This window comes from Halovenus salina (genome assembly GCF_026410925.1).
GTDB classification, from domain to species: Archaea; Halobacteriota; Halobacteria; order Halobacteriales; family Haloarculaceae; genus Halovenus; species Halovenus salina.
In genome coordinates this window covers 138,273-164,784 of record NZ_CP112972.1, presented here as the reverse complement: position 1 = coordinate 164,784, position 26,512 = coordinate 138,273, and the positions used below count along the sequence as shown (strand labels likewise).

General features: G+C 59.7%; 23 protein-coding genes and 2 pseudogenes. 12 read left to right on the top strand and 13 right to left on the bottom strand.

Translation table 11 applies throughout. The annotated features are described in order from the left end of the window. The first annotated feature begins 51 nt into the window (after positions 1-51). Positions 52-1,518: a methyl-accepting chemotaxis protein gene (locus tag OSC37_RS00825; RefSeq protein WP_267162706.1), complete on the top strand. Its 1,467-nt coding sequence runs from the start codon at positions 52-54 to the stop codon at positions 1,516-1,518. A 37-nt stretch (positions 1,519-1,555) separates the two neighbouring features. Here the strand turns inward: OSC37_RS00825 and hisS are convergent, their stop codons facing one another. Continuing rightward, the gene (hisS, locus tag OSC37_RS00820) at positions 1,556-2,860 is read right to left on the bottom strand and encodes a histidine--tRNA ligase (protein ID WP_267162705.1); all 1,305 of its coding nucleotides are present in this window, start codon (positions 2,858-2,860) and stop codon (positions 1,556-1,558) included. A gap of 311 nt (positions 2,861-3,171) precedes the next feature. Here hisS and OSC37_RS00815 point away from each other — a divergent pair, with 311 nt between their 5' ends. Further along, positions 3,172-3,606, top strand: a complete 435-nt coding sequence (locus tag OSC37_RS00815) for a cytidine/deoxycytidylate deaminase family protein (RefSeq protein WP_267162704.1) — start codon at positions 3,172-3,174, stop codon at positions 3,604-3,606. Here OSC37_RS00815 and OSC37_RS00810 read toward each other — a convergent pair whose 3' ends face one another. Together OSC37_RS00810 and OSC37_RS00805 are read right to left on the bottom strand one after the other, a co-directional pair. Beyond that, positions 3,607-4,197, bottom strand: coding sequence for a DUF7411 family protein (locus tag OSC37_RS00810; RefSeq protein ID WP_267162703.1), 591 nt, complete (start codon positions 4,195-4,197; stop codon positions 3,607-3,609). Position 4,198: 1 nt separating this feature from the next. Then, a complete protein-coding gene (locus OSC37_RS00805) occupies positions 4,199-4,546 on the bottom strand; it encodes a DNA-binding protein (protein WP_267162702.1) in 348 nt (115 codons plus the stop codon). A gap of 97 nt (positions 4,547-4,643) precedes the next feature. Here OSC37_RS00805 and OSC37_RS00800 point away from each other — a divergent pair, with 97 nt between their 5' ends. After that, on the top strand, positions 4,644-5,138 hold the full coding sequence (locus tag OSC37_RS00800; RefSeq protein ID WP_267162701.1) for a DUF8526 domain-containing protein: 495 nt from the start codon (positions 4,644-4,646) through the stop codon (positions 5,136-5,138). Between the two features lie 4 nt (positions 5,139-5,142). Here OSC37_RS00800 and OSC37_RS19090 read toward each other — a convergent pair. From OSC37_RS19090 to OSC37_RS00790, 3 genes and pseudogenes are all read right to left on the bottom strand, one after another. After that, positions 5,143-5,397, bottom strand: a pseudogene (locus OSC37_RS19090) (MarR family transcriptional regulator); the annotation flags it as partial. A gap of 252 nt (positions 5,398-5,649) precedes the next feature. Next, positions 5,650-5,979 (bottom strand): annotated as a pseudogene (locus tag OSC37_RS00795) (ArsR/SmtB family transcription factor); the annotation flags it as partial. 62 nt (positions 5,980-6,041) lie between these two features. After that, positions 6,042-6,758 (bottom strand): TMEM165/GDT1 family protein, encoded by a 717-nt coding sequence (locus tag OSC37_RS00790; RefSeq protein WP_267162700.1) that lies wholly within the window; start codon positions 6,756-6,758, stop codon positions 6,042-6,044. 232 nt (positions 6,759-6,990) lie between these two features. On the opposite strand from OSC37_RS00790, the gene OSC37_RS00785 reads away from it, so the two are divergent. Together OSC37_RS00785 and OSC37_RS00780 are read left to right on the top strand one after the other, a co-directional pair. Beyond that, positions 6,991-7,353, top strand: coding sequence for a DUF5802 family protein (locus OSC37_RS00785; RefSeq protein WP_267162699.1), 363 nt, complete (start codon positions 6,991-6,993; stop codon positions 7,351-7,353). A 49-nt stretch (positions 7,354-7,402) separates the two neighbouring features. Next, the gene (locus tag OSC37_RS00780) at positions 7,403-8,296 is read left to right on the top strand and encodes a Vms1/Ankzf1 family peptidyl-tRNA hydrolase (RefSeq protein WP_267164137.1); all 894 of its coding nucleotides are present in this window, start codon (positions 7,403-7,405) and stop codon (positions 8,294-8,296) included. A 113-nt stretch (positions 8,297-8,409) separates the two neighbouring features. Here the strand turns inward: OSC37_RS00780 and OSC37_RS00775 are convergent, their stop codons facing one another. Next, entirely contained in the window at positions 8,410-8,943 is a 534-nt protein-coding gene (locus tag OSC37_RS00775; protein ID WP_267162698.1) for an Rrf2 family transcriptional regulator, read from the bottom strand. A 123-nt stretch (positions 8,944-9,066) separates the two neighbouring features. Here OSC37_RS00775 and rocF point away from each other — a divergent pair, with 123 nt between their 5' ends. Further along, complete coding sequence (gene rocF, locus OSC37_RS00770) at positions 9,067-9,981, top strand: arginase (protein WP_267162697.1); 915 nt, start codon at positions 9,067-9,069, stop codon at positions 9,979-9,981. A 119-nt stretch (positions 9,982-10,100) separates the two neighbouring features. Here rocF and OSC37_RS00765 read toward each other — a convergent pair whose 3' ends face one another. Both OSC37_RS00765 and metG read right to left on the bottom strand, forming a co-directional pair. After that, complete coding sequence (locus OSC37_RS00765; protein WP_368409499.1) at positions 10,101-11,168, bottom strand: NAD(P)/FAD-dependent oxidoreductase; 1,068 nt, start codon at positions 11,166-11,168, stop codon at positions 10,101-10,103. A 40-nt stretch (positions 11,169-11,208) separates the two neighbouring features. Beyond that, positions 11,209-13,317, bottom strand: coding sequence for a methionine--tRNA ligase (gene metG, locus OSC37_RS00760; protein WP_267162696.1), 2,109 nt, complete (start codon positions 13,315-13,317; stop codon positions 11,209-11,211). A 115-nt stretch (positions 13,318-13,432) separates the two neighbouring features. On the opposite strand from metG, the gene OSC37_RS00755 reads away from it, so the two are divergent. Continuing rightward, on the top strand, positions 13,433-13,945 hold the full coding sequence (locus tag OSC37_RS00755) for a hypothetical protein (RefSeq protein WP_267162695.1): 513 nt from the start codon (positions 13,433-13,435) through the stop codon (positions 13,943-13,945). 10 nt (positions 13,946-13,955) lie between these two features. Here the strand turns inward: OSC37_RS00755 and OSC37_RS00750 are convergent, their stop codons facing one another. Both OSC37_RS00750 and OSC37_RS00745 read right to left on the bottom strand, forming a co-directional pair. Next, on the bottom strand, positions 13,956-16,496 hold the full coding sequence (locus OSC37_RS00750) for an efflux RND transporter permease subunit (protein WP_267162694.1): 2,541 nt from the start codon (positions 16,494-16,496) through the stop codon (positions 13,956-13,958). A gap of 208 nt (positions 16,497-16,704) precedes the next feature. Then, a complete protein-coding gene (locus tag OSC37_RS00745; RefSeq protein WP_267162693.1) occupies positions 16,705-17,355 on the bottom strand; it encodes a helix-turn-helix domain-containing protein in 651 nt (216 codons plus the stop codon). 84 nt (positions 17,356-17,439) lie between these two features. Here OSC37_RS00745 and OSC37_RS00740 point away from each other — a divergent pair, with 84 nt between their 5' ends. After that, a complete protein-coding gene (locus OSC37_RS00740; protein ID WP_267162692.1) occupies positions 17,440-18,108 on the top strand; it encodes an HAD family hydrolase in 669 nt (222 codons plus the stop codon). Here the strand turns inward: OSC37_RS00740 and OSC37_RS00735 are convergent. Next, a complete protein-coding gene (locus OSC37_RS00735; RefSeq protein ID WP_267162691.1) occupies positions 18,067-18,852 on the bottom strand; it encodes a metallophosphoesterase family protein in 786 nt (261 codons plus the stop codon). The two genes, OSC37_RS00740 and OSC37_RS00735, sit on opposite strands and share 42 nt — an antisense overlap. 638 nt (positions 18,853-19,490) lie before the next feature. On the opposite strand from OSC37_RS00735, the gene OSC37_RS00730 reads away from it, so the two are divergent. From OSC37_RS00730 to OSC37_RS00715, 4 genes are all read left to right on the top strand, one after another. Beyond that, positions 19,491-19,727, top strand: coding sequence for a sulfurtransferase TusA family protein (locus OSC37_RS00730; protein ID WP_267162690.1), 237 nt, complete (start codon positions 19,491-19,493; stop codon positions 19,725-19,727). Continuing rightward, a complete protein-coding gene (locus OSC37_RS00725) occupies positions 19,724-20,869 on the top strand; it encodes an NAD(P)/FAD-dependent oxidoreductase (RefSeq protein ID WP_267162689.1) in 1,146 nt (381 codons plus the stop codon). Before OSC37_RS00730 ends, OSC37_RS00725 begins: the two co-directional genes overlap by 4 nt. A 2-nt stretch (positions 20,870-20,871) precedes the next feature. Further along, the gene (locus OSC37_RS00720; RefSeq protein ID WP_267162688.1) at positions 20,872-21,498 is read left to right on the top strand and encodes a helical membrane plugin domain-containing protein; all 627 of its coding nucleotides are present in this window, start codon (positions 20,872-20,874) and stop codon (positions 21,496-21,498) included. 233 nt (positions 21,499-21,731) lie between these two features. After that, on the top strand, positions 21,732-23,456 hold the full coding sequence (locus tag OSC37_RS00715) for a BCCT family transporter (protein ID WP_267162687.1): 1,725 nt from the start codon (positions 21,732-21,734) through the stop codon (positions 23,454-23,456). A gap of 5 nt (positions 23,457-23,461) precedes the next feature. On the opposite strand, the gene OSC37_RS00710 is transcribed toward OSC37_RS00715, so the two are convergent. Further along, a complete protein-coding gene (locus OSC37_RS00710) occupies positions 23,462-26,050 on the bottom strand; it encodes a PAS domain S-box protein (protein WP_267162686.1) in 2,589 nt (862 codons plus the stop codon). Positions 26,051-26,512: the final 462 nt, after the last annotated feature.

Below are 26,512 nucleotides of genomic sequence, written 5' to 3'. Positions count from 1 at the left end.
GAGAATGACAGGTAGCCTTTTTGTTGTCGGTATAGAATGTGGGTCATAGCTATGAGTGAGACCGTCTCAAAGGGTTCGACTGAGTCATTCGACATTCAACGAGTGCTAGATATCATAAATCTACCCTCGTTCGCACTCGACGGGGATGGAACAGTCATCGCCTGGGACGACCAGATTGCAGACCTGCTCGGCGTATCCAGGGCGAACATTCTGGGTGAGCAAGACCTCGGCTATCAGCTCTACGAGGACGAGTCACGAAAGACCCTCGCAGAGCGTGTCCTCGAATCGCCACGCGACGCCCACGAACAGTACGACGGCGTCGGCCTCGCCGACGAGGAGTACGCGCTACTCAGTGTCGACGCTGGCAACGTCTACGAAGACAAGAGCACGCTCCGGGGGCAAAATATCTGGTTCATCGCAGCCCCGGTTTTCGAAGCAGGCGAGCTGATCGGCGTCATCGAAATCGTGCAGGACATCGATGACTCCGCCCGACACCAGCAGGAACTGGAGGAGCTGTTCGACGCGGTCATCGTCACGATGCAAGAGTTCGAGAAGGGGAACCTCGGTGCGAGCGTCCCGTTCGACACCCAGGATACGGTTCTCGGAGACGACTTTCTCCGCATCGCCGACGGTCTCGAAGCAATGGGAACACAGATTGAACAGCTCATCGAGGAGGTAGAGATGGACGTTGCCGAGCTCGACCGCGCGGCAGACGACGTTGCCGATTCCGCACAGCAAATTGATACGCTCACCACAGACCAGGTCGACGACGTCGGGCAGATTTCCTCGGAGGTCAGCAATCTGAGCGCGACCGTTGAGGAGATTGCCTCGACAGCCGAACAGGTCGAACAAACGAGCACACGAGCCGAACAGCTTGCAACACAGGGGAGCCAATCCGCGAGCCAGGCAGTCAATACGATGGAGACAGTCGGCGAGTCCGCCCACGACGTTGCGGGAGATGTCGACACACTAGAAGAGCGGATGGCCGAAATCGACGAGGTTGTCGAGGTCATCAACAACATCGCCGAACAGACGAACATGTTGGCGCTGAACGCCTCCATCGAGGCTGCTCGCGCCGGCGAGGCCGGTGAAGGGTTCGCGGTCGTCGCCGACGAGGTCAAATCGCTCGCCGAGGAGTCACAACAACATGCAAACGACATCGAGGAGATGGTTGCAAACATCCGCTCGGAGACCGCCCAGACCGTCTCGAATCTTCAGGAGACCACCGAACGGGTCGACAGCGGAGTCGACCAAGTCCAGGACGCGATGGAGCGATTCGAGGACATCGTCGAGGCAATCTCCGAGACAGCAGAGGGAATTACCCAGGTCGCCGACGCGACCGACGACCAGGCCGCAAGCGCCGAGGAAATCGCAAGCATGGTCGACGAAACGGTCAAGAAAGCCGACACTGTCTCGAAATCGGTTGAGGAGATCGTTGCCAGCACCGAAGAACAGGCGGCGATGGTGTCTGATATCAACGACTCGGTCTCTGAACTGACCGACGACGGTCCCCGCTGAGCAGGCCGCGAACTCGCAGTTAGCTCTCGTCTGTCCGCTATCGGAAGTCTCCGATAGTGGGTCGGTTGTGCTCGCCGGGGAACGCCTCAACCGGAACCTGAATCTGGTCGCCCGACTCCATCTCCTTGATCGTCAGTTCGTCGTTCGCCAGGTCCTGTTCGCCGACGATAACGACGGTTTCGGCGTTGATACTGTCGGCGTAGTCGAGCTGTGCACCAAAGCCTCGTCCTTCGACATCTCCTTCGACGATGTGGCCTCGTTCGCGGAGTTCGCGTGCGATGCCCGCCGCAACGGGGCGGGTGTCACCGACCTGGAGCACGTAGTAATCCGTGGTGAACTCCTCGTCGGGCCAGACGCCGGCCCGTTTGAGCAACAGCGGCAGCGTCGAGTTCATCACGCCCGGCGCGACGCCGACGGCCGGCATCTCCGGCCCGCCGTAGGACTCGATGAGGTCGTCGTACCGGCCGCCGCCGAAGATAGCCCGGGATATCTCGCCCTCGGCATCAAAACACTCGAAGACGACGCCAGTGTAGTAGTCGAGGCCGCGCGCAGTTTCGAGTGATACGTCACAGAACTCTCGGACGCCGTAGTCCGCTGCCGCAGAGAGCACGGCCTGCAGGTTCTCCACTGCCGGCTCGACGCTGTCTGTAAAGGCGACGAGTTCGTCCAGGTCGTCGTTGCCGGCCGCGAGCAGGTCGACAAACGTCTCGGCCTGGTCGCCACCGAGACCCGCCTCTTCAAGCAGGCGGAGATACTCGTTGCGGTCGACCTTCTCGGATTTGTCGACCGCCCGAATCGCGTTCCGAACGTCGACATCGCCGTCGAACGACCGGAGCAGTTCACCGAGAATGTCTCGGTGTGAGATCCGGAACTCGAAGTCATCTGCGGTGAGTCCGAGTCCGGTGAGGGTGTCCGCGCCGAAGGCCAGAATCTCGGCGTCTGCGGCCGGGTCCGAGGCACCGAAGATATCTACGTTCGTCTGGTAGAACTCCCGGAACCGTCCCTGCTGGGGCTCCTCGTAGCGCCAGAACGGTCGCGTCGAAAACCACTTGATCGGCTTCGCAAGCTCCTGGCTGCGACCGGCGACCATCCGAGCCACCGTCGGTGTCAGCTCGGGGGTGAGTGCGACGTGGCGACCCCCTTTGTCCTCGAAGGCGTACAGCTCTTCGACAATTTCCTCGCCGCTTTTGTCGATATACATCTCTGCCGACTCCATTGCCGGCGTCTCTATCTCCCGGAAACCGTACCCCCGGGCCGTATCCTCGACTGTGTCGATGACCTCCCGGTAGGCCGCCATCTCCTCGGGATACACCTCGGCAAATCCCTTGATACCGTCGTACATGTCTCCGGGTTCGGGCAGCGCGCGCTTGAAACCACCGTCTCGCCGGTAGTGTTCAAATACGGAGTCACAGCAATGATTGAAACGGAGAAAGCCCTCGACGCTCTCGACTCCCGCGCCTCGTTGCGCGCTTCGAGCCCTTCGGGCTCTGCAGTGCTTACGTCGTCGGGGTTCGCCGAGAGCGCCTCGCCCTTTCAATCCGCCAGGGTTCGGCTAATCGTGCGGCAGAAACTGGCTCGTTGATAGATGCTTATCTAAACACCGCCGTCCCGCTACTCACAAGATACTTACCGCATCCACGGCTCGCCGCGCCCATGGACACAAAACCCCTCTCCGACAGCGACCGCGAACTCATCGACCGAGTCATCAAGACGAACGAGCGAAGCTTCGACGATTCGTTCTTCGAGGGCGCACACATCGTGGCCGCTGGCGTCCGGACGACAGACCGAACCGTCTACGACGGCGTGAGCCTCCCAGCCGCTATCGGGCGGGCATCGCTCTGTGCGGAACCTGTCGCTATCGGTTCGGCGGTTGCTGACGGCCACAATCACGACGATATCGAGACCTGCGTTGCTATCTCGTACCCGATGGATGGCCACGACGCAGAGGACCACCGTGTCGTCCCACCCTGTGGTGTCTGTCGCGAGATGCTCGTCGATTACAACGACGAGATGCGTGTCATCGTCACAGAAGACGGAGAGCCCCGCGTCACCAGGGCGGTCGAGTTGCTCCCCGGACGGACCTGGTAGCTATTGGCGTCCGGTGACCCGTGACTGTGTGTGTTCGGGAAAGAGGTCCGCAACTCGCTCGGGGCCGTACTCCTCGGCAATGAGTGCGCGAAGTTCCGTCTCGTAGTCACCTTTTGGAACCTCGGGTGACAGGCCGGTCTCTATCTCCAGCGTCGACTCGACCATCGCGTCGATTGCCTCGCGGCCGATACCGGCAAGCGGCGCGAGATGGGAGACGCCGTGGCGGTCCTCGATGCTCTGTGCGAGCGAGCGCGGAACCGTCGGCACACGGTCGTCCCGGCGGGTCCCGTCAGCAATCCCATCAAACTCTAGCTCTGCTGTGCGTTCCAGCGCGTGTTCGTGGACGGCCTGGATGCCATTGCGCGGGAAGCCATCCTCGACTATCGTCTCGGTAGCCTCGCGGGCAACAGCCGGGTCGAGGTCAACCCGCTGAACGGGAAAGCCGACCGCCTGGCCGGCACGCTTTGCGTGTTCGTAGTCGTCTGTCAGGCCAAAGGTACAGCACAGAAGCGTTACGTCGCCGAACTGCTCCGATAGGAGCGCCGCCAGCGTCGAGTCTTTGCCGCCGCTGTAGAGGACGCCCACGTCCATCCTACCGGCGCTTGATGTCGAAACTCTTCGAGTCGGGCGTGAGTTCTTTGAGGAGTGCCTTCATCTTGTCCTCGTCAATTTTGCCCTGGATTCGCCCGCTTTGGGCAAGCGCGACGACCTGCTGTTCGACCTGTTCGCCGACCTGTGGCTTCGACATCTTCACCGTGTTGAGTCGTTTGCGCGCGCCATCGGTCAGGTTCTTACGCAGGATTGCCTTCTTCTGGGCCTCCTGCTGTTGGCGCTTCTGTTCGAGTGCCTCCTCGTCAGGTTCGCCGGCGTTCTCTTTGAGCTGCTTTTTTTTCTGTTCACGGATTCGCTCGAGCTCTTCGTCGCTAGGTTCGCCGCTCATGTCCCGATATTGGTGTGTGGTTCAGAAAACCATTACGAACCATTAGACAAGTTACCTGAGGCAAAGAATCAAAGCCACGGGGCCCTACCAATCAGACATGAGCGAACGTCAGCGCCAGCGAACCGACGAGGTCGAGGATGTCGACCTGTCGGTAGATGTTGACACAGGGCTCGACGAGCCGACGGAGCCACCGGCCGAAGACGGCTCTCGCGGAGCGGTCGGAGCGCTCTATGACCGGACGCTCGGGTCCGTGCTCTCGACTCGTGGGCTGGTCGTTGCACTCGTGGTTACGCTTGTGTTCACCGTCCTCTCTGGCCTCATCCCGTTTCTCGGATTGCTTGGGAACATCCTCGGCATCGGCGTCGCCGGCTTCGCTTACGGCGCTGTCGCCTCCGAGAGCCGGTATCTCGAACTCCTCCTTGCGGGCGGGGCGGTCGGCGGCGGCTCCGCGCTGCTCGGGAATCTGCTCGTCATCACCTTCGGATCGATGACCGGACTGCTCGGGGCAGGACTGCTCGGCGGCGCAGGCGCGGCCGTGGTAGGCCACTACTTCGGACGCGATTTTCGCAACGGACTCACACGCGAGGTCTGAGCGGTCAGGCGTCGAGCTCCCACTCGTGTCCGCTTCTGTCGACGACTCCCTCTGTGGCCAGTTCGCCGAGCACCTCCTCGACGACCGGTACGGGGGCGTCAAGCTCCTGTCCGAGCTGGTGAGCCCCCTTGCCCCCGTCTGCCAGTGACAACAATAGCTCCGAGATCAGGCGGGGGTCGCCGTTCCCGATTGCGCTCCCCAGAGCGTCACGAAGTTCGGTTATCTGCCCCTGTGTCCAGCGCTGGGCCAGCGAAAGCTCCTGTTCGAGCTGTTTCAGGTCGTGAAGGCGCTCGGTGAGGGCGATGATATCGGTGCTCGACCCCTGTATGTTGCTCTCGCTCTGGTCGCCGGTTTGTTCGGCAGGCTCTCGGAGTTCTCCTGTCGGCTCGGTACCGCCAGCGGATTGGCGGCTCTCACCGCTAGCCGCGTCCCCGTCGCCATTCCGTCTCGAAGACTCCGCTGTCCCACGTGGCGGTCGCTCTCCGGTCCTGTTCGCGGTATCTCTCTCCTCGTCGATGTCGATACTCAGCCGGTGACACGAGGTCAGGTCCAGACGAGTACTTGCCGGATAGGCGCTTTTTGTGCCGAACTCGTAGGGAGAGACCGTCACCTCTAGTCGGATATGCCGGTTTATCGAGAAGTACTTGCGTCGCCTGTCGTCGGTCCGGCTGTTGACCAGTCCCGCCTCTTCGAGCTTCCGGAGATGATCGATGACCGCCTTCGGACTCACGCCGAGGAATTCGCTGATTTCGGTCACATAACAGGGCTTCCGAGCCAGAAGCTGCAGAATCCGGCGTCGGTTCTCGTTACCCAACAGGTCCAGGAATTCCGCAGAGTCCATTTTCGTAGGGTATGCCACTTGCACTTAAAAAAGCATGGCTGTTTCGTTAGCGGACAACCACGTCAGACGACCGCAAGGAGAACATCCGAGACGCGTTCGACGGCCGCCTCCCAGAGATTGTTGTATCCGAAGATAGCCTCCGGGCCGGTCGCCATTCCCAGGAACGTATCCAGCGCGAAGAAGGTAAACAGTGCCGCACCGAACAGGTGAGCCTTCCGGAGGTCGAACTTCGTCGAGAACCGATGGAAGAAGTACGCGTTTGCCATGCTCACTGGGATGATGACGAGCATCTCACCGACCCAGATGGCGGGAGTCGCCCCGAACTGGGCAGCCAGATTGATTGTGACAAGCTGTGTCTTGTCGCCGAACTCGCCGGCGGCCATCATCGCGAAGATGGTGAGAAAGACCCCCACCTGTCCGCCGATAGTGTGTCCGAACAATTCGAAGTCGGCTTCGATGTCGCGTATCTGTGTCTCAGAAACGTCACTCTCTGTCACCGGGTCTGCGGGCATCGACCTGATAAGCAACACTGCAAACAGGAGAAAGAGCCCCGCGGTCAGCCCATCGAGGACAATCCCCGGGAGCAACCGCTGGATAGCCTCTCCGAAGATGATTTCGAGCGTCGTCCAGCCAGCGAACGCCGCTCCGGCGGCAGCAACGACGATGTAGGGCGCAAACCGTGTCGAAAGACCCGCGATAATCAACTGCACCTTCTCCCCCGGCAGGACGGTCAACTGTGCGACTACTGCGATGACGACGATATCGAGAAATGATGCCATCCTTATCTCTCACTGGCGACTGTGCTCTCGCGGTCGCCCGCTTCGCTCTCTATCATCCGAATATGGTCACATGCAACAGTTTTAGATGCGTCTAAGTAAATCCTTTGAAGACGCATATCATCGGGTAGAACGACTGGTCAATCGGGTGATACAGACTGGATTGATTCTTCTTCGTGATAAGAGTTCGCCACATCGCTTATATACCAGACTCTGCAATGTGTGTGCGTATCGCATGTTCGAGCAGTTCTCACGCGGCTACTATCTTGGCCGCCTGTACGTCGAACCGAGCAACAACGACACCGTGAAAATGTGTCGAGAGCAACACGAATCCGTCAACGAACAGCTCTATGGGAACGACGGGATTACTCGACTCGACAATCCGCTCGTAATGAAGCTCGGCTCGACACACTTCACGGTCCGCGGCGGTGAGGAGGTGCCGGCAGACACCCTCACGGTCCCGGAGAAGCTGCTCGACGAGCGCGCAGTTCGGAACCCGCCAAAGTGGAGTGAGGTGTTTCTGGCGAAAGCCGACACCGCCGCACGGTTGCTCGACATGGCAAACGGCCAGCCGACTGCGGAGTCCAACTACCAGTAGCCCGGTGTAGCAGGGGATTTTATACACTCGGGCCTTGCGTTCTCTGATGATGCTTGACGACCTGCTGGGCCGGACTGAACTCAAAGAGCGCATCGCCGAGCTCGAAGAGAATCGCGACCGGCTCGAAGACCAGCTGTCGGCAGAAAAACGGCGACGCAGCGAAGCGGCGACGGACAGACAGGAGGCTGAGCGACGGGTGAACACACTGGAAGACAAGGTAACCCAGCTCGAAGACCAGATCGAGCGTCTCCGGGACGACGAAACGACGCTCTCCCCGCGCCGAGAGGCGACGCTCTCGGGCGGCCGGCTCGATGATGTCCTCGACAGACTCGCAACCGTCGAGACAGGAGAGGAGGGAGCGCTCACGGCGTTTGTCGACGACGGCCACGACCTGCCCGGAGCGGTGCGCCAGGCGCTCGGGAACCGTGGGGCACTGGTCTCACGAGCCGCGCCCTGTCTGGTCGTTGTAGACGACGCCGGTCTGATAGCTGCCTGTCTCCGTCCGCCTCTCTCGCCGGCGCCGTTCGCCGAGTGGGGCCGGTCGTTCAGGCTCGAACGCAGTTGGTTCTGTCCTCAAGGGAGCTACACGCTCGCGCTCGTGCGCTCTGACCTCTTCGCGATGGGTACCTACGAGGCGGACCAGCGCATTGCGTTCCACGGATTCGACAGTGCGCTCAAAAGCCAGCACTCGAAGGGCGGCTTCTCGCAGTCGAGATTCGAGCGACTCCGCGACGAACAGATAGACAACCACCTCGACCGGTGTCGCGCCGCGCTCGACGAGCGAGAGGCCGACCGGTTATTCATCGTCGGTGAGCAGTCGGTGATCGGGAACTTCGAGGAAATAGCAGACGAAACCGCGACCGTCGACGCGACGGGAGACCCCGAGAGCGCGCTCGCATCCGCTTGGGCGGACTTCTGGAGTGTCCAGCTGTGGGTCGTCTGATACTGTGTGCTGTAGCTATTGTCCTGTCCAATCGTCAAGAGAGTCGGTACAGACAGTCAGACTGTCTCTCCCCGATCATGAGCTTCACGTGATTACAGCCACCAGTACGAGCACTATTTCTGTTCGACCCCGACCGGAGCCCGCATATCGTCGATTGTCAACACGAGTGCGTTGTCGGTCTCGTCTTTGCCGTCAATCTTGCCGACGATTCTGAGCCGCGACAGCGGCGTCGGCCCGACAGTTACCGTATCTCCCTCAGAAAACTGCGAGAGCGACCCCTGGAGTGTGATGTTCGCCCGGCACTTTTCGGGGTGGTGGACGCTCGTGAGGTCGATCTGCTCGACGTTCGCCGTCTCGACGTTCTCGCCGTTGTGTGAGAGCGGAACATCGGCGGCCTGGTCGAGGTCCTGGATTTCGAGGGCGTCGTAGGCCCTTGCTGTCGGCTTGTACCCCCCTTTCGGGCCCGGTACGCCCTCGACGAGCTGGAGCGCCTTGAGACTCTGCATCTGGTTGCGTACTGTCCCGGGATTCCGGTCGACTTGTTCAGCGATCTCCTCGCCTTTAATGGCCTGCTCGAACTCTTTGTAGAGGTTGACGAGCTCCTGTAAGATTGTCTGCTGGCTCGGGGTCAACTCAATAGATGACATGTTTCGAGATTCGGCGTTACGGGTATTAAAGTCGGCGGTCTGTTTAAAAATCGCGTCTGTCCGGTGTCGCCTGGTGGTCGTGAATCCTGCATACTTTTCTCTCGGCCACGCAACCCTTACGGTATGAAACGGACTGTCGAAACACTTGGTGTCCCGATGGATCTTGGAGCCGACCGACGTGGCGTCGATATGGGTCCGTCGGCGATTCGGTACGGTGGGTTAAACGCTGAGTTCGACGCAATTGAGCGGTCCATTGTCGACGGCGGTGACCTCTCGGTTCCACATCCCGAAGAAGGGGACCCCGAAGGCGGCACACAGCTGGGCGGCAAAGCGAAATACGCCGAGGAGACTCGGACCGTCTGTGAGCGGGTCGCACAGCGCGTGTCTGCTGTCCGAGATGACGGCCGATTCCCGCTCGTTCTCGGCGGCGACCACTCTATCGCCATCGGCGGCGTCAACGGCGTCACAGACGGTGAGTCGACAGGTGTCATCTGGTTCGATGCGCACGGCGACCTGAACACGCCACAGACGACGCCGAGTGGGAACATCCACGGGATGCCACTGGCGGCGCTTCTGGGACGTGGCGTGTTCGCGGACAAATCCTGGGCTCACTGCCCCGAAATCGACGAGGAGAACGTGGCGATGGTCGGCCTCCGGAGTCTCGACGAAGGAGAGCGTTCGTACATTCGTGACAGCAATATCCACGCCTATCCCATTTCAGAAATCGACCAACGCGGCATCACTGCCGTGACAGAGGAGGCAATCGATGCGGTGACGGCCGACACCGACCAGCTGTATGTCAGCCTCGATATGGACTTCCTAGATCCCGACGAAGCTCCGGGCGTCGGCACACCTGTCCGCGGCGGTGTCACCTACCGAGAGTCACACGCCGCACTGGAGATGGTCCAGGACAAAGCCGGGGACTCGCTCTGTGGGATGGACGTCGTCGAGGTAAACCCGATTCTGGACCGCGAGAACCGTACCGCCGAACTCGCCTGCGAACTCGCCGCAAGCGCGCTCGGCAAGCGGATTCTCTGAGTTACTGCGATAGTTTTCAGGCCCTGTTTCATAGTGGTTATTGCGAGTCCGGAGCAGGGTCCTGTGCAAGACACAGTCCAAGGTAGACCGCAGGGACTGGTCGCTCGTCGTCTGAGCGGTTAGTTATCGACCACGCTCGGGTGCTGTGTCGGTTCTTCGGGGTGAGAATCACTGAAGTACGACTGCATGACCTCCTGTGCTTTGTGCTCCCGTTGCCGGCGCTCTTTATCATCGATTTCCTCACACCCAGGCGGAATCTCTCGGCCACGGTCAGTAAAGTAGCCCTCCGGAGCGACCCAGTCGTGATAAAAGGGCACGTCCGAGTCTTGGATGACAGTTAGCCCGACGCGTGCACCGTCGCCTGCGGCGACGACGGCCTGGTGTGGGCTTCCGGTGATACGGCCTGCCGCGTACAGGCCGTCTACTGGCGTCGACCCGTTGTCTTCGGTCTCGATATACGTCTTGTTCCCTCTGTCGTGCATTTCCAAGGCATCTATTCCGTCGAGGTATCCGGTGTCTGCCCACGACGTACAGATGAGAGACTCTGTCTCGATTGTGGTATCCGCTGTGGTTCGGACTGTAAGCGACTCTCCATCTCTGGAGACGCTGTCCACGCGTGCGTCTCGTCGCTCGCAGCCATTTCGGTCTGCCTGGTCTTCCATCATCTCGAGCAGCTGTCGCGCGTTGACGCCAGCCGGGAACCCAGGGAAGTTCTCCAGATGTGCGTTGCGACGGAGTATCGATTCGCCAGCACTGAGAACGACAGTGTCGAGGTCTGCCCGTGCGGTGAAGACTCCGGCGGTCAATCCAGCAGGGCCTGCGCCGACGATACAGACATCTGACTCTGCCACCGACTGCTCTGTTGTACTGTCGGACATATCTGAATACCAGTGTGCAGGGTCGAAAAGCGGTGTGATTCGTCGGCAACGCTTCCAGAAGCCAAGTACCGCGCCGACGAGGAGACCGACGACGATACTCGCACCGAGTACGACGAAAAGCGCGTTTTCGAGGTCGATATCACCCGGTTCGAGTGGCTGGCGTCGCTCCAGCGTCCCCGCGACGTTGCTGTTTTCGGAGTCGCCGGCTGTCGCCTGTTCGGTCGGTGTCTCGTCGACCCCATCCGAATCAGGCAGGTCCTCTATCGAGAACCGCCACTCGTCCTCCTCGGTCTCGTCTTGTGCAGCCATATCCTGGAGTAGTATGTCGAGTGGGAAAAGATATCCGGCCTTAGCGTACGCGAGTGCCGAGTGGTGCGTCCTCGTGGGTTGTCAGCAGGTCGGCCTCCTCGCCCGCCGCAAGCACCATCCCGTTCGACTCGACGCCGAACAGTTCTGCTTTCTCCATGTTCGCAAGCAGGACGACCCGCGTTCCGGGTAGGTCGTCTGCGTCGTGGAGCTGCTTGATGCCGGCGACGACCTGGCGCGTCTCGACGCCGATGTCGACCTCTAGTCTGACGAGGTCGTCGGAGTCCTCGATTGGGTCGGCCGTCATGATTTCGCCGACTCGCATGTCGATGTCCTGGAACTGTTCGAATCCGATGCGGTCGTCCTCGATTGGGTCGATGTCTGTCATGGCTGTGGAATCATCGTCGTCTTCGTCCGTTTCCTCCGGTGTTTCGACGCGGTCGCGTAGCTGTTCGTTGAGCGCTTCGATTGTCTCGTCTTCGACCTGGGTGAATAGCTCGGTCGGCTCGTCGAACTCGGCCGCCGGCGGCTCCAGCGTGGCCGACAGGTCGGCGTCTACGACGTCGCCGTCCTCGCCAAGCTGTGTCCAGAGGTCTGCTGCCTTGCCGGGCATCACGGGCTGCATGAGGACGGCACAGGCCTTCGCGAGCTGGACGCAGTCTCTGATGACGACCGCGGCCGCCTCGGGGTCGTCACCGATGAGATTCCAGGGCTCGTTGCGCTGAATGTACTCGTTGCCGAAGTCCGCGAGGTCGATTGCCACCTCGCCAACTGTCCGAACGTCGTACTCCCGAACGGCCTCCTCGAAGGCCTCTACCGCCTCCTCGATGCGCTCGCGGACCTCGTCGCTTGGCTCTGCGTCGGGGGTTCCGTCGTAGTTGCGCTCTGCAAAGAGCAGCGCGCGGTAACAGAAATTGCCGAGGTTGCCGACGAGTTCGCCGTTGACGCGCTCGGCGAAGCGGTCCCACGAAAAGTCGATGTCCGACTCGACACCTGACCCCGTGGTGAGGTAGTACCGGAGCAGGTCCGGGTCGAAGCCGGCGTCGAGATACTCGGTGGCCCAGACGGCGCGGTTCCGAGAGGTCGACAACGACTTGCCGTCAATGCCGACGAATCCTGTCGCGATGACTGCCCGAGGTTCGTTGAACCCTGCGCCCCGGAGCATCGCAGGCCAGTAGACACAGTGGTGCTGGATGATGTCGGTTCCGATGACGTGGATAATCTCGCCGCTGTTCTCGCTCCAGTCCTCGTCCCACTCGGTCTCCGGTCGGGTCTCCCCGTCGAGCTTCCAGGCAGCCTCCCAGTCGAACACGTCGGTCCCAACGCGCTCGGAGTACTGTTTGGTCGAGGAGACGTACTCGATTGGTGCGTCGACCCAGACGTAGAGAACGAGGTCCTCACGGTCGTCGCCGGGGTAGTCGACGCCCCAGTCCATATCGCGGGTGATACAAAGGTCCTGAAGCTCGCCCTCGATCCACTCCCGTGGCTGATTTCGGGCCTTCTCGGTCCCCTCCAGCCGGTCGATGAACTCCTGGAGGTACTCCTGGAAATCTGCGAGCCGCAGGAACTTGTGGGGCTGCTCGCGGTACTCGGCAGGATTGCCCGTCGTCACACTCACCGGGTCCTCGATTTCGCCCGGCTCCAGGTGACGCTGACAACCCTCGTCACACTCGTCGCCGCGGGCTTTCTCGCCGCAGTACGGACAGGTCCCCTCGACGTACCTGTCCGGCAGCGGGTCCTCGGTTTCGGTGTCGAAGGCGACCTCGATTTCCTTCTCGACGACGTGTTCTTCGTCTATCCACGTCTCGACGAACTCCTGGGTGAGCTCGGTGTTGGTCTCGTCGTGGGTGTGGCCGTAGTTGTCGAACTCGACGTTGAACGCCGGGAACCGCCGCTCGTACTGCTCGTGGTGTTCCATCGCCAGCTCCTCTGGTTCGCGGCCCTGTTTGGCTGCGTTGACCGCGACCGGTGTACCGTGCATGTCCGAGCCACAGACGAACGCTGTCTGCTGGCCGAGACGTCGGAGTCCACGGGCGTAGGTGTCTCCCGTGATATAGCCCAGCAAGTGGCCGACGTGGAGGTCGCCGTTGGCGTATGGCAACCCCACAGTGACCACTGCCGGCTGGTCTGTGGGAATGTCTTCCTGGCTCATACCACAATGTGGGACAGCCGCTGTAAAAAGACGGCCGGTTCGAAGTAGGGGCAACAACAACCGCGAAAAACGTGTAACAATCCTTTTTCCTCTCCGCACCCTTCCATGCGTACGAATGGACGATCCATTGACGAAGCGGCGACGACTCCTCCAAACGGCCGGCACCGGCGGCGCAGCCCTCCTCGCCGGCTGTTCAGGCATTTTCGACTCACAGGACAGCGACGGCGACGACGGCGACGATGGCAGCGATGGTGACGACGGCGAGGACGGCGGAGACAGCGACGAAAGCGGTATCCAGACCGGCGAGGGTGACACCCGCGAGGTTGGAATAGTCGCAGAGCCCGATCAGCAAGCCCTCTCGGACCTCCAGCAAGAGGTTCAATCGGGCAACGTCACCCAGCAAGAGGCCGTCCAGCAACAACAGGAGATTATCGCACAGTCGATTGAGGACCTCACTGGTCTACTCGACGCCGAAACAAGCATCGAAGTGTCCGAGGAACTCCCCCAGCTCGGGGCACTCCGTGTCAGCGGCGACCCCTACGAACTCATCGACGCGATGACCGCAGACCGCGTGTCTGCACTGGTCCCCACCGGCGCACTCGACGTGCAACAGCAGCCGACCGGATAGACGCCCACTTTTATTGGTATCCGGCCCAGCGACTCCAGAGGACGAGCAGACTCGGTAACGCGATGACACTCGCGATGAACGCAGCGACAAGTGTCATCGCGATGAGCAGGCCAAACTGTTGGAGCACGGGCAGGATAGCGAAGGCGAGGACGCCAAAGCCACCCGCTGTCGTCGCGGCGCTTCCGAGCAGCGCACCGCCGGTTCCGACGACACTCGCTTCGAGTGCCCGCTCTGGGTCACCGTGCTCGTCGATTTCGTGGCCGAACCGCTCACTCATGTGGATGGCGTAATCGACGCCGAGCCCGACGGCGATGCTCCCAATAAGTGCGGTGGCGAAGCTGAACGGGAGGTCGATGAGGTACATCGCGCCCAGAATCCACGTGAGCCCAAAGAGCACGGGCGCGAGTGTCAGCGCGCCCAGACTCGCCGCCGAGCGCGCGTACCGGAACGTGACCACGAGGACGACGAGGACAGTCAGGAGCGTCACTGCCAGCCCCTCGGCTGTCGTCGTCGCCAGCTGCCGCTGAACGAGTTCGTTGGTGATTGCGTCGCCGGTCACGGTGTTGTCCCCTCCCTCAGCTACGTCGCCGATTTCACGCATCTCGTCGGCGACGGCCGAGGGGTCGGCAGTGCCGTCGACGGTGACAGTCACCTGTGCGCCCTCGTAACCATCTGCGGTCCTGTGAAGAAGCTCGTCGGCTCGGTCGGGGGCAGCCTCGTAGAAGCTATCGAGGAGGCCGTCGAGGTTCCGGTCTGGGACACCGTCACCGTCGGTATCGGCCTCGGAGAGCGTACGATTGAACTGCTCGTTGCTCGCTGCGGCAGTGTGCATCGCACTCACCGGCCCGGCCACAGCCGGCTCTCCCGTCGGGCCGTCGACTGTCACCCCGCGGGTGGCGGCATCCTGTTCTGCTGCGTCGAGGCGGTTCAGTGTCGCTGCCGTTATCTCACCCTCTGTGACGATGTGGACCTGCTGGTCTGGGGACTGGAACGAGCTATAGAGGATATCGCGCGTCTCTCTGAGGTCGTACTCACCGGGTGCGAGCGAGCCGGGCAGTTCCTGTGTCCAGTCGGGAGCATCCTCCGCAATGTAGTCCTCGGTCGAGAAGCTCGTATCGAGCTGGGTCGCGCCGGCTGCACCCAGAGAGCTGACGACCAGAACGACAGCCAGGATTGCGACCGGCCGCCGGTAGCTGACTCGGGCGAGTCGCCGCAGTGCAGTCCCCATCGCGCCCGTCGTGCCGACAGCTCTGTGCTGTCGTTCGTGGCCTCTTGCCACGAGCCACTCCTCCAGTTCGACCTTGCAGGCGGGGACAAACGCACCGAAGACGAGGACTGCTCCAACGATGCCGGCAGCCGTCACGACCCCGAAATCGACGAGCGTCGGGACACCGCTTACCCGCGTCGAGAGGAATCCGAGCATCGCCGTGACGGTGACGAGAACGAGCGCCGGCCCCAGTCCGACCAACGTCTCGCGCATGGCTTCCCGCACCGAGGTTCCTGCATCCACCTCGGCGACGCCGTTTCCTGCCCGATTCTCTCGGTAGCGCATCACAACGTGGATGGAGTAGTCAATCGAGAGGCCGATCAGCAGTATCGGGGCCGCAATCATCATGATGGAGAAGTCGATGCCGAGCCAGCCCATGATTCCGAACGTCCAGACCAACACGAGCAGGATACCGACGAGTCCGAGCGCGATATCGAGCATGTCGCGGTACGCCAGCGCGAGCGTCCCGAGGACGAACAGGAGCGCGAGCGGACCGACGAGGCTCAGGCTGTCGCTTATCGACGCCTGCTCTTCGACCAGCGAGAGGCCGTATCCCGACAGTCGGTACTCGTCACGGGTGGTGTCTTCGGCGAGCTCGTCTGCTGTGAGCTGTCCCTCTCGGACCGTCTCGGACAGCTCGGGAACCGAGGTGACGAGCCCCTCTGTCTGGTATGTTACCACGGTTATCCGTCCGTGGGCATCGGGTGATCCTGGCTCGTAATCCTGTGGTAACAGGCTAAGCGCGGCGTTACTCAGGGCGCTGCTATCACCGGGGTCAAGTAACGCCGTAATCACCGCCCGGACCTCCGCCTTGCTCATCGATTCGAGCTGGGCTATCTGCTCGGAGAGAGGGGGCAACGCGTCACGCGTCAGCGGTCCCTCGGTTGGTTCCTGCTCTCTTTGTATGGCCATCGCGGCGACAAGATTCTCGACGCCGAAGGCCGCACTGCCGTCGAGCAGCGTCGCGTTTACCGTCTCATTGTTGCGCAACGACTGCTGATACCGGAGCGATTCGAGCAACGAGTCCCTGGTAAGGACGTTCCCCGACTCGTTGCGGACCATCACCACCAGCTCGGTGGTGTTCCCCTCGTACGGCGTGAACTCTTCTTGAACGTACTCCTGTGCCTGGACCTCCGGTGGATCCTCCGAGAATAGTTCCATCTCCGGGGACTCCTCAATGTTCGCCGCCCCGGTGCCGACGACCGCCACCATCACCAGAAAGACAGCAACAACCGTCTTCGGCCGACCGGTTATCAGGCCGACAACACTGTCGAGACGGCTCACCGTCGATACACCTCCGTTCTCAGCAGTACCACACTGACTGTGGAATCGTACTCACTCATCACCTAGACGATACCGTTCGGTGGCTATCGGACTGACGTGCCACATCTGGGTAGGGTTTATATACTCGTGGTATTAGTTATCGTACGTCTATCGCTGAGGATTCAAACGAACACGGGGACGCCGACGAAGAGTGTTCGCGGCCGGTTCGCTACGGGACGTACTTGCTGAAGACTTTCGCCTCAATCGACCGGATGTGTTGCCCCACCGTCCCGTGGTCAAGATTCAGTTTCGATGCAATCTCTTCGAGAGTCGTTTCGCGGGGGTTCTCGTAGTACCCCATCTGGAGTGCGGTTTCGAGTATCTCGCGCTGTCGGTCGGTCAGATCGCTGAAGACGCCCCGAGACTCCGGAGAGTACGGCCCCATAGAGACGAGTTCGATGTTTGTGTCGCCAATTTCGAACAGCTCAGTCAACTCCAGTAGTGACTCCTCGGTCCCGATGAGCGTGAACTTTCGTGCGCCGTCAGTCGTATACTTGATCGGCATCTCGATGAGGAAGTCGCCGGCCTCCCGCCGTTCGAGCATCTCGCGTGTCTGCGGTGATGCCTCGAAGTGGCTGTAGACGTATCCGGACTTGTCGCCCGAGATGGTGAAGCCCTCGACCACGGACGAGGCATTCATAATTTCTCGGTATCTGTCGAGATCTCCCTCTATCTCGCCCAGCAGCGCAATCGTGTCGTCGTCGACAAGCTTGATTGAGTGGATTGCTTTGCGCTGAATCGCGGGTTCGGAGTCAAGTTTGTGTGCAATGGGGTGAAAGGCTCGCTCGTCCTGGTCGAGGATGACGGTCGCGTAGCGCATCGACATCGATAGTTGTAGGATCAGATATATAAGAGTACGCGACTCTCGGTTTGCTTTTGTGGACGCTCGTCGTACGGTTATGCGATGACAGATTCGGTTGACGCGCTCGTCTTCGATATCGACGGTACCATCTGTGAGTACGAGCGGACGACTGCAGACCTACTCCCGCTCGCGTTCGAGCGTGCCGGTGTCGACCAGTTTTTCACTGCTACGGAGTACATCTCACGATACGAGGAGTTCCTCGAGAGCAGCGACAGCGTCCTAGACCACCGCGAGCACTGCTTTGTCGACATCGCCCGCGAGAAAGACCGTGACATAGAACTGGCGCGTGAGGTGGCCGCTGCCTACGCCGCCGAGCGTGACCACACCCGTGTTCGCTTTCTCGACGGCGCACGCAAGACCCTCGACGCGCTCGACGGCTCATACCCCCTCGCCGCAGTCACCAACGGTGATCCAGAGATGCAGTCCCAGAAGCTCGATTCCCTGGGCGTCGACTGCTTCGAGACGGTCGTCCACGCGGGCTACGACGCTCCTGCCAAGCCCAGCCCTGAGCCATTCGAGATGGCGCTGTCGACAATCGAGACGCCGCCAGAGCGGGCAATCTACGTCGGCAACAGCCTCGGGGCAGATGTTGCAGGCGCTCACAACACCGGGATGACCGCCGCCTGGCTCGCTGACGGAACGGACGAGCCCGAGCCGGTACCGGAGTACTCACTCGACTCCCCGCGTGACGTGCTCGATATCCTCGAGTGACGCCAGACGAACGGTCTGTCGGTGAGCATCGCCGGTGAACAGTTCGGCCGTCAGCGGGCGGTCGAGGTCGAGCAGTGCCCAGTGTCCCGAAACCGGTCGGTCGGGGTGTTCCTTGCTGATGGCGTTGACCGAGAGATGTGCCACGTCCCGATGCCGGACCGCCGAGGTCTGGTGGATGTGCCCGCTGACGGTCGCTCTGGCCGCGGGACAGATTGTGTCGAGTGTCGCCTGCTGGTCGCCCAGGAACGCCCTGGCGGGCGCGTCCCAGAACCAGTGGTTCTCTTGGATCGGAAACGGCCCGACCGGGTGATGCAGGAGGACGACAGCCCCTGGCTGTACGGTCTCGGCGAGCCACTCGCGTTGGTCTCTGCCGAGTTCGCCGAGGACTCTGTGGTCGGACCGCTGTGTGTCCAGGTAGACGAACTGTGTCCCAGCCACGTCGCGGCTGCCACGGAACGTAGACTGACCAAGGAGATCGGCGATTTCTGTCCGCGAGAGCGTGACTGTGTCGTGGTTGCCGAGCAGGTATGTCACCGAAACCCCGTCAAGGAGGTCGGCGACGCGGGCAATCTGGTCTCTGTCGGTTGCCGAGTTGTCGCTGTCCTGAATAAGATCGCCGAGCACGAAGACGTGTTCGGGGTCTTCCTGTTCCAGCCTCCCACGGATGGTCTGGAGTGTCTCTGTCACGGCTGTCTGCTGGTCTTCACGCATGTGCACATCCGTGAGAATGGCGACCGTCGTCACGTCCTGTTCTGGGTGTGGTCGTTTATAGGAGCTTTCGCTTCCATCTCGACAGCAGCTGACAGAGAGTGTGTCATAGAAAGCCTCGACGTTGGTCTATCCAATCTTTGTCAAGGCACCCGTGGAAAATATAAGTCACAGTATCAGCAGTTGAGTTGACATTCTCCTCCACCTAGCCGTGGTATGACGCCTATTCAGAGTATGAATACGAAAATTAGCAATTTTCTCTATTGACAAACCAAAATAGCAGATGCAAACTAATCGGAGGACAATCAAATGTGACTTTGACAACTGAGTCCTCAGGTACGTCGTTATCGTCAGTTTCACCACGTGTCACACTGGTAAATGTCGCCGCCAGCAAAGATAGTCTCTACCACGACTGACAGAATATCTTGGGAGTCCTGTGGTTGGATGTCGCCATCCGCGATTCGATACGAGACGGCCGGCATGCCAACATGAGCATCAATAACCAAGTCTCCATCAGTTCCGGCACGCTCTTCGATAGCGCAGTGATTTACACGGAGCTGCCGGCAGCGTGGGCATCTTTGACTGCGTAGTGCCAGCTACCCGATTACTACATTCTTGGAACAGCCACACAATACTATTACAAAGGAGAGACAATAGAGGCCTGTGAGAAATTAATGACAGACATCGAACCTGACCAGACAGTCGACGCCCGCGGCGCAGCCTGTCCCGGCCCGCTAATGGACCTCATCGGGAAGATCCGAAGTGCGGACTCCGGTGACGTCGTCAAACTCCTGAGTGACAACGAACAGTCGCTCACCGACGTTCCTGAGTGGGCTGAAGAGGCCGGCAACGAACTGCTAGCAGTCGAAGAACACGACAATCACACCGAGTTCTACGTACAAAAGACATGACCGAACACGTCGTTATCGTCGGTGGCGGCACTGGTGGGGCTGTCCTCGCGAACGACCTCGCCGACCGACTCGAACGCGAACTCGACACTGGTGCAGTCCGTGTCACGCTTATCAACGACGGGCCCGACCACGTCTACAAGCCAGTCTGGCTGTACGTGCCATTTGACCAGCGCGAACCCGACGACGGTCGCCGCCCGCTCGACGAACTCGTAGACGATGCTATCGACCTTCGGATCGACCGCGTGGCAGGCATCGACACTGACAAAAAGACGCTCCGAATCGACGACAACGCTAGCCCGATCAAATACGACTACCTGGTGCTGGCGACGGGATCGACACTGGAACCAGACCAGATACCGGGCCTAGCAGAGGGCGGCCACGACTACTATAGCGAGTCAGGGGCCATTGACCTGCGAGACGAACTACTGACGTTTACCGAGGGCAACCTCGTTTTGAGCGTCATCGGAACACCCCACATGTGCCCGGCAGCACCGCTGGAGTTCGTTTTCATGATCGACGACTGGTTCCGCGAGCGTGGACTCCGCGAGGACATCGAGGTCACGTACACTTATCCGATCCAGCGCGTCCACGGCAACCCACATATCGCCGAGTGGGCCCGTCCCATCATGGCCAAACGCGCCATCCAAGTCGAGACGTTCTTCAATGCCGAGGCGGTCGATCCCGAAGCCCAAACGATAACCTCGATGGAGGGTACCACGCTCGATTACGATCTCTTTGTTTCAATCCCACCCCACCGTGGTGTCGACCTGATCGAGGATGCGGGACTCGGCGACGAGGGCTGGGTTGACGTCGACCGGCACACGCTCGAAGCCGAGGCGGCCGACGACGTGTACGCGGTCGGTGACACCGCCGACACTGGCGTCCCTAACGCGGGTAGCGTTGCCCACTATCAGGCTGGTGTCGTCGGACAGCGCCTCGCCAGTAAGGTCCGGGGTAGACCACCCACCGCGACGTACGACGGGAAGACGCTCTGTTTTATCGAGACTGGAATGGACGAAGCGTCGTTCGTCGAGTTCGACTACGAGAACGCGCCGTCGCCGGTACCGCCCTCCGAAAAGCTCCACTGGTCGAAACTGGCGTACAACGAGGCCTACTGGCTCACCGCACGAGGGTTACTCTAACCATGTCCGACGAATCAGGAGGCGCGCAAACCGACCTCGCGGCAGCGATTGAACAAAATCCCGAAGCGGTGGCCGAGTTTATGGAACACCTCGACGCGGTCAACGAACTGCTGGACGTGCTCTCGCTGGGCGAGAGCGCACTCTCCGACGAGATGGTCCGCGAACTCTCCGCTACCGGATCGACGCTCGCCGAGTCTGCAGACGGACTGGCGACCGACGAAACTGTCGCGCTGGCCGAAATGGTCGGTGAGAACGGCGACGAGTTGCAGGAGGCCCTGGAGACGCTGCTTGTCCTCCAGCGAAGTGGCACGCTCGACGAACTGGCGGAGATTGCGGCAGTCGGGTCGCTGGCCACCGCTGCGCTTGACGACGAAATGGTCACTTCACTGGCCGGCACTGGCGCCTCGCTCGGCGAGGTCGCACAGACGGCTGCAGATGATGATGTCCGCGACGGCATTGAGACGGTACTTGAGGGTCTCGGTGACGCTGAGCACGCACCACCGGAACAGGTCGGTCCCGTCGGTCTGGTCCGTGGGCTTCGCGATCCAGAGGTGCAGTACGGACTCGGCTATCTACTGGCGCTGGCGTCGGCAATCGGTCGCGAGCATGTCGATGAGGATCCAAACTGATTGTGATAGATACGCGCCCTGTATTAATCACTCGACAGTCTACCGAGGTTCAGATATATCAATTCACCACTTGGGTAGAGAGATTCTACAGAGCAGTCAAATATTGGTATGTTACGGCTCGGGAATACCCGAGAAGGGGTGATTCTGCCGTTTTATGCTTCGTTGGCACCGCATACTGTGGCGTAGTTTTACCACACACCCAGCAGTAGAGACAATTATAGTGGTGTCGTGATTTGCCAGACCGTCCAGCGGATACCACCGAGGAAGACAGGCCAGAGCGTCGGGAACAGGTGTTCCACGCAGACATTGATGAAGCCGCTTCTGAGAACAGTGTCGAACGGTTTGGCCTCACAGTTCATTCGGTCGTCTTTCCGATATCACTGCTCTGTATTCTGGTGTTTATTACCGTCACGCTCCTGTTAGGCGAGCGCGTTGCTGTGGTCTACAGGTCGGTCTTTAGGTTTACGAACACCAACTTCGGCTGGTTCTATATTCTGGCTGTCAACAGCTATCTGATCGCATTGCTTGCGATTGCGTTCAGTAGGTACGGGCAGGTTCGGCTCGGAGGGCCTGACGCGGAACCGGAGTTCTCCACGCTCGCGTGGCTCGCAATGCTGTTTAGCTCGGGGATGGGTGTCGGACTCCTGTTTTTCGGTGTCTCAGAACCTATCTACCACTTTTTGTCTGGCGGTGGGTCGTTCTTCCAGGTGCCGCCACAGACGCCCGCCGCTGGTCGCACAGCGACAGCACTGACGATGTTTCACTGGGGGTTTCACCCCTGGGCTGTTTACGGCATCGTCGGTCTTGGACTCGCGTTTTTCACTTTCAACCGTGGGCTCCCACTCAGCTTCCGGTCTATCTTCTACCCGGTGTGGGGAAGTCGGATATACGGGTGGCGGGGACACGTCGTCGATCTTATCGCAGTCATTGCGACAGTCTTCGGATTAGCAACCTCAATAGGTCTCGCTGCACTCCAGATTGACGCCGGTCTGAGTTTCGTTGCCACAAACTATCTCCCTGTTGGGCTGTTAGCCGGCACGTGGAGGCCGATTGCCGTTATCGCGGTCGTTGTCAGCGTCACGACGCTTTCGACGCTGGCCGGCATTGATGCGGGAATCAAGCGTCTGTCAAAGGTAAACATCGGTCTGATGATGGCCTTGCTCGGACTTGTCGCCGTTGCTGGCCCGACGGTTTATCTCCTTGACGTATTCAGTAGTGGGCTCGCAGCATACCTTGGGAATCTCGTCGAATTGAGCTTCTACGCTGAGGCCTTCGCTGGTGATGGCGCTGGCTGGCAACACAGCTATACGATCTTTTACTGGGGCTTTTGGATTGCCTGGTCACCGTTCGTCGGGATGTTTCTGGCACGCATCTCGAAAGGCAGGACAGTCCGTGAATTCGTTACCAGCGTCTTGTTCATCCCGTCACTGTTCTCGCTCGTGTGGATGGCTGTTTTCAACGGATCTGCACTGTTCATCGAGCTGAATCTCGCGAGCGGTGGGATCAGTGACCCCCTGCAGGCGCAGGGGCAGGCGGTAGCGCTGTTCGAACTGTTTTCGTTTTACCCGTTTACGCTGGTGATAAGCTTGCTGGCAATCGTGAATCTGGTCACGTTCATCTCGACATCGGCTGACTCCGGGGCAATTGTCACGAGCTACATAACTGCCGGTGGAAAACGAGAGACGGACACCACCCAGCGCGCCATCTGGCCGTTGGTGATTGGCAGCACCGCTGCTGTCTTGTTGTTGGGGAATGGGTTGCAAGCGCTTCAGACGGCAGTTATCGCCACCGGACTGCCATTCGGGGTGATTATCGTCTGCATGGTGTATACGCTCTACCGAGGACTCAGACGCGAACTCGCGCTCCAGCGCTCACAAACGGACGGCGACGCTCCGGACATGTATTCCGGTGATGACACCGAGACACAGTACTCACAACCATCCCAGCGAGACGAGTAATCTGGCTATGCGGCCGTCGGGAGTTCGACGACAAAGATTGCCCCCTCGGGGTCGTTGTCCTCGACTGTGATGTTACCGCCGTAGCTCTCAACGAGTGTCTTAACCAGATAGAGGCCGATGCCAGTACCGGAACTCTCCAGTCCCGTTTCGCCCTTGCCAAATACCTCCTCTTTTTGATTGTCGGGGACGCCTGGTCCGTTGTCCGCGACTCGAACGGTGACCGTGTTTTCTTCCACCTGCGCTGACACGTGTACTTCAGGGTTGTCTTTGCCGTTATGTTGAATCGCGTTCTTCAGCAAGTTCCGGAAGACTGACCCAAGCATATCGGTGGCCTGAACAGACACGCTCGGGAGTTGCGAATCAGCAGCGATTGTCGCATCCGGGAATGACAACTGTACCTCTGTGAGCTCGTCTTCGAGGACATTCCGAAGCGTGACGTGCTGTAACTCCTCGTCCGAGACCATCACGTCAGCCATGTCCCGGGCCTGGAGCGTGAGTTCGACCGCGTGGTTGGCGCTTTCGAGTACTGTCTCGATGTATTTTTCGTCGTCGTCACACTCGTCCTCTAGTAGTTCGGCATATGCCGTGATAAGCTGTAGATCATTACGGATATCATGCCGGAGCACCTGATTGAGAACGTCGAGATCGTCTCTTTGCTCCTCGAGTTGCTGTTCGTACGCTTTGCGCTCAGTAATGTCTCGCACCAGTGCGAGCAACGCTGGTTCGCCGTCGGACTGGAACTGACTCAGTTTCACCTCTGCAGGGAAGTCGGTGCCATCGACCCGTTTGTGCGTCCACTCGAAGAACGATTCACCCTCGTCGAACGCCTCTGTGATGTGCTCAAGTGCTGCGGCTTTCGAGTCGGTCCCGTCCGGCTGTGTCGGAGGTGAGAGTTCCCAGGGGGCGTATTCGACGAAGGCCTCGACTGACTCGATGCCGAACAGTTCGAGCGCCGTCTCGTTGCAGTCGAAGTACCCGTCCCTGTCGAGTAACATGAGCGCGTCGCGGGTATCCTCAAACAGCCTTCGGTATTTGGCCTCGCGCGCTTCGAGTTCCTCCTGGTATGTTTTGCGGTCGGTGATGTCCTGCGCGACAGCGACGAACTTTCGGATGGTCCCGTCGTCGTCTGTAATCGGTGCAATCGTCTGGTTGAGAACAACCTCATCACCGTCTACCCGCTCGTCACGTATCTCCGCATCCCACGTCTCGCCCGAGAGAATTGTCTCCCACAGCTCGTCGTAGAACTCGTCGTCGTATTCTCCGGACTGGAGGATACGCGGCGTCTTGCCGACTGCTTCCTCTCCGGTATAGCCCGTGACGCTCTCGAATGCAGGGTTGACGTATTCGATAGTTCCGTCGGCGTCGGTGATGTAAATCGCATGGGCGCTTTGCTGGACCGCCTCCTTGTACTGCTGTAGCTCCAGTTCGCGCCGCTTCCGTTCCGTAATGTCGATCAGGTAGCCTGTGAGAGGAGCATCCTCGTCCTGAAGGGTGTGGGTATACTCCATCACCCACCGGACATCGTCGTCAGCGGTGTGGATCCGATACGGCTCGGGGCTAAACTGGTCGTTCCCCTGTGCTCTGTGTTCGGTGACTTCCTGTACGACTCGATCGAGGTCAGCCTCGTGGATGAGATCAGCGAAGCACACACCTCCTGACTGGAGGTGCTCTGGGTCGTATCCGAACACGTCTTCGACGTTCTCCGAGACGTACTCGATAGGCCAACATTCAGTGTCATGCCACTTGAAAACGACTGCAGGCCCCGCCGTGAACAGATCCCGCTCTTCTCTGAGTGCCAGCTTGGTCCGCTTTTGTTCGTCGATGTCCTGATGGATGCCGACTGCCCGAACCGGCTTTCCGTTCTCGTCACGTTCGACAACTTTTCCCATCGTTTGGACCCATTTCCACCCACCAGTCTTCGTTTGCAGCCGATACTCACACTCGTAGTGGGCTGTCTCGTTTGCGATGTGCTCGGCGAGTGCGTCGTCGTGTCGCTGTTTTCCGTCTGGATGGACGACCTCTTCCCAGCCATTCAGGTCGTCACCCATCTCGTCTCTGGTGTAGCCGAGCATGTCGGTCAACAACTCGTCTCGTTTCACGTCGTCAGTCACCATGTTCCAGTCCCAGACGCCGAGATTCGCACCTTCCAGTGCCATCTTCATCCGCTCTTTGGTGGCGCTGAGTTCTGCCTCGCGCGTCCTGCGCTCTGTAACATCGCACATGGTCACAAGGATTCCACCGACGATATCGTCGTCGAGAAGATTCTGGATGTGTGCTTCAACCCAGCGACACGAGCCGGATTGCTCGCGCAGACGAACCTCTATTTGTTCCGTCGCTCCTGGATTGTTACGAAGAGACATGAACGCGTCTATCACCTTCTCGGCGTCCTCTGAGTAGACATACTCGCTACCACTCTCACCCATCAAGTCGGCAGGGTCATACCCGAGAAGAGACTCCACAGACGGATCGATATAGGTAATATCCCCCACAGCGTCGAGCACAGCGGTGGTGTCGTGTGACTGGTGAACGACTCGCCGATACCAGCCAGGCTCCCGATGATCTATATGACGATCCGGCTCTTCAGGATTGGTCATCTACATAGATAATATCTATTCAGTTTATTAAATTATGTGGCGCTCATCAAGATTACTGCGGGCACTCAAGTAACAAGACACAACGGCCTCATAGTGATTGTTGCGAGTCGTTACCGCCGTCGGGAAACGAGGTGTGGGTCTCACCCGTGAAACGCCGAGATTCACGATGCGGTCACGAAAATAACCGCAACAATCACTATCAAACGTTACCGCTGGGCAGACAACCCAAATCTGCTTCTCACCACATTCCAAAGGAAGCCGGTGTACTTACTCTGGCGGTATATGGTGTATCCCCGACCACAGTAAAATGTAAATAATATAGAATACATTCTGTCTGAACGTGATTTGAATGGTGAATACTGGATACAGTGCGCGGGTCTTGCATACGACGACCTACTCAAGTAGCAAACAAAAAGAACCAGTCGGCATAGTGGTCATATCAAGCAAGCCTTGCCAACGGAG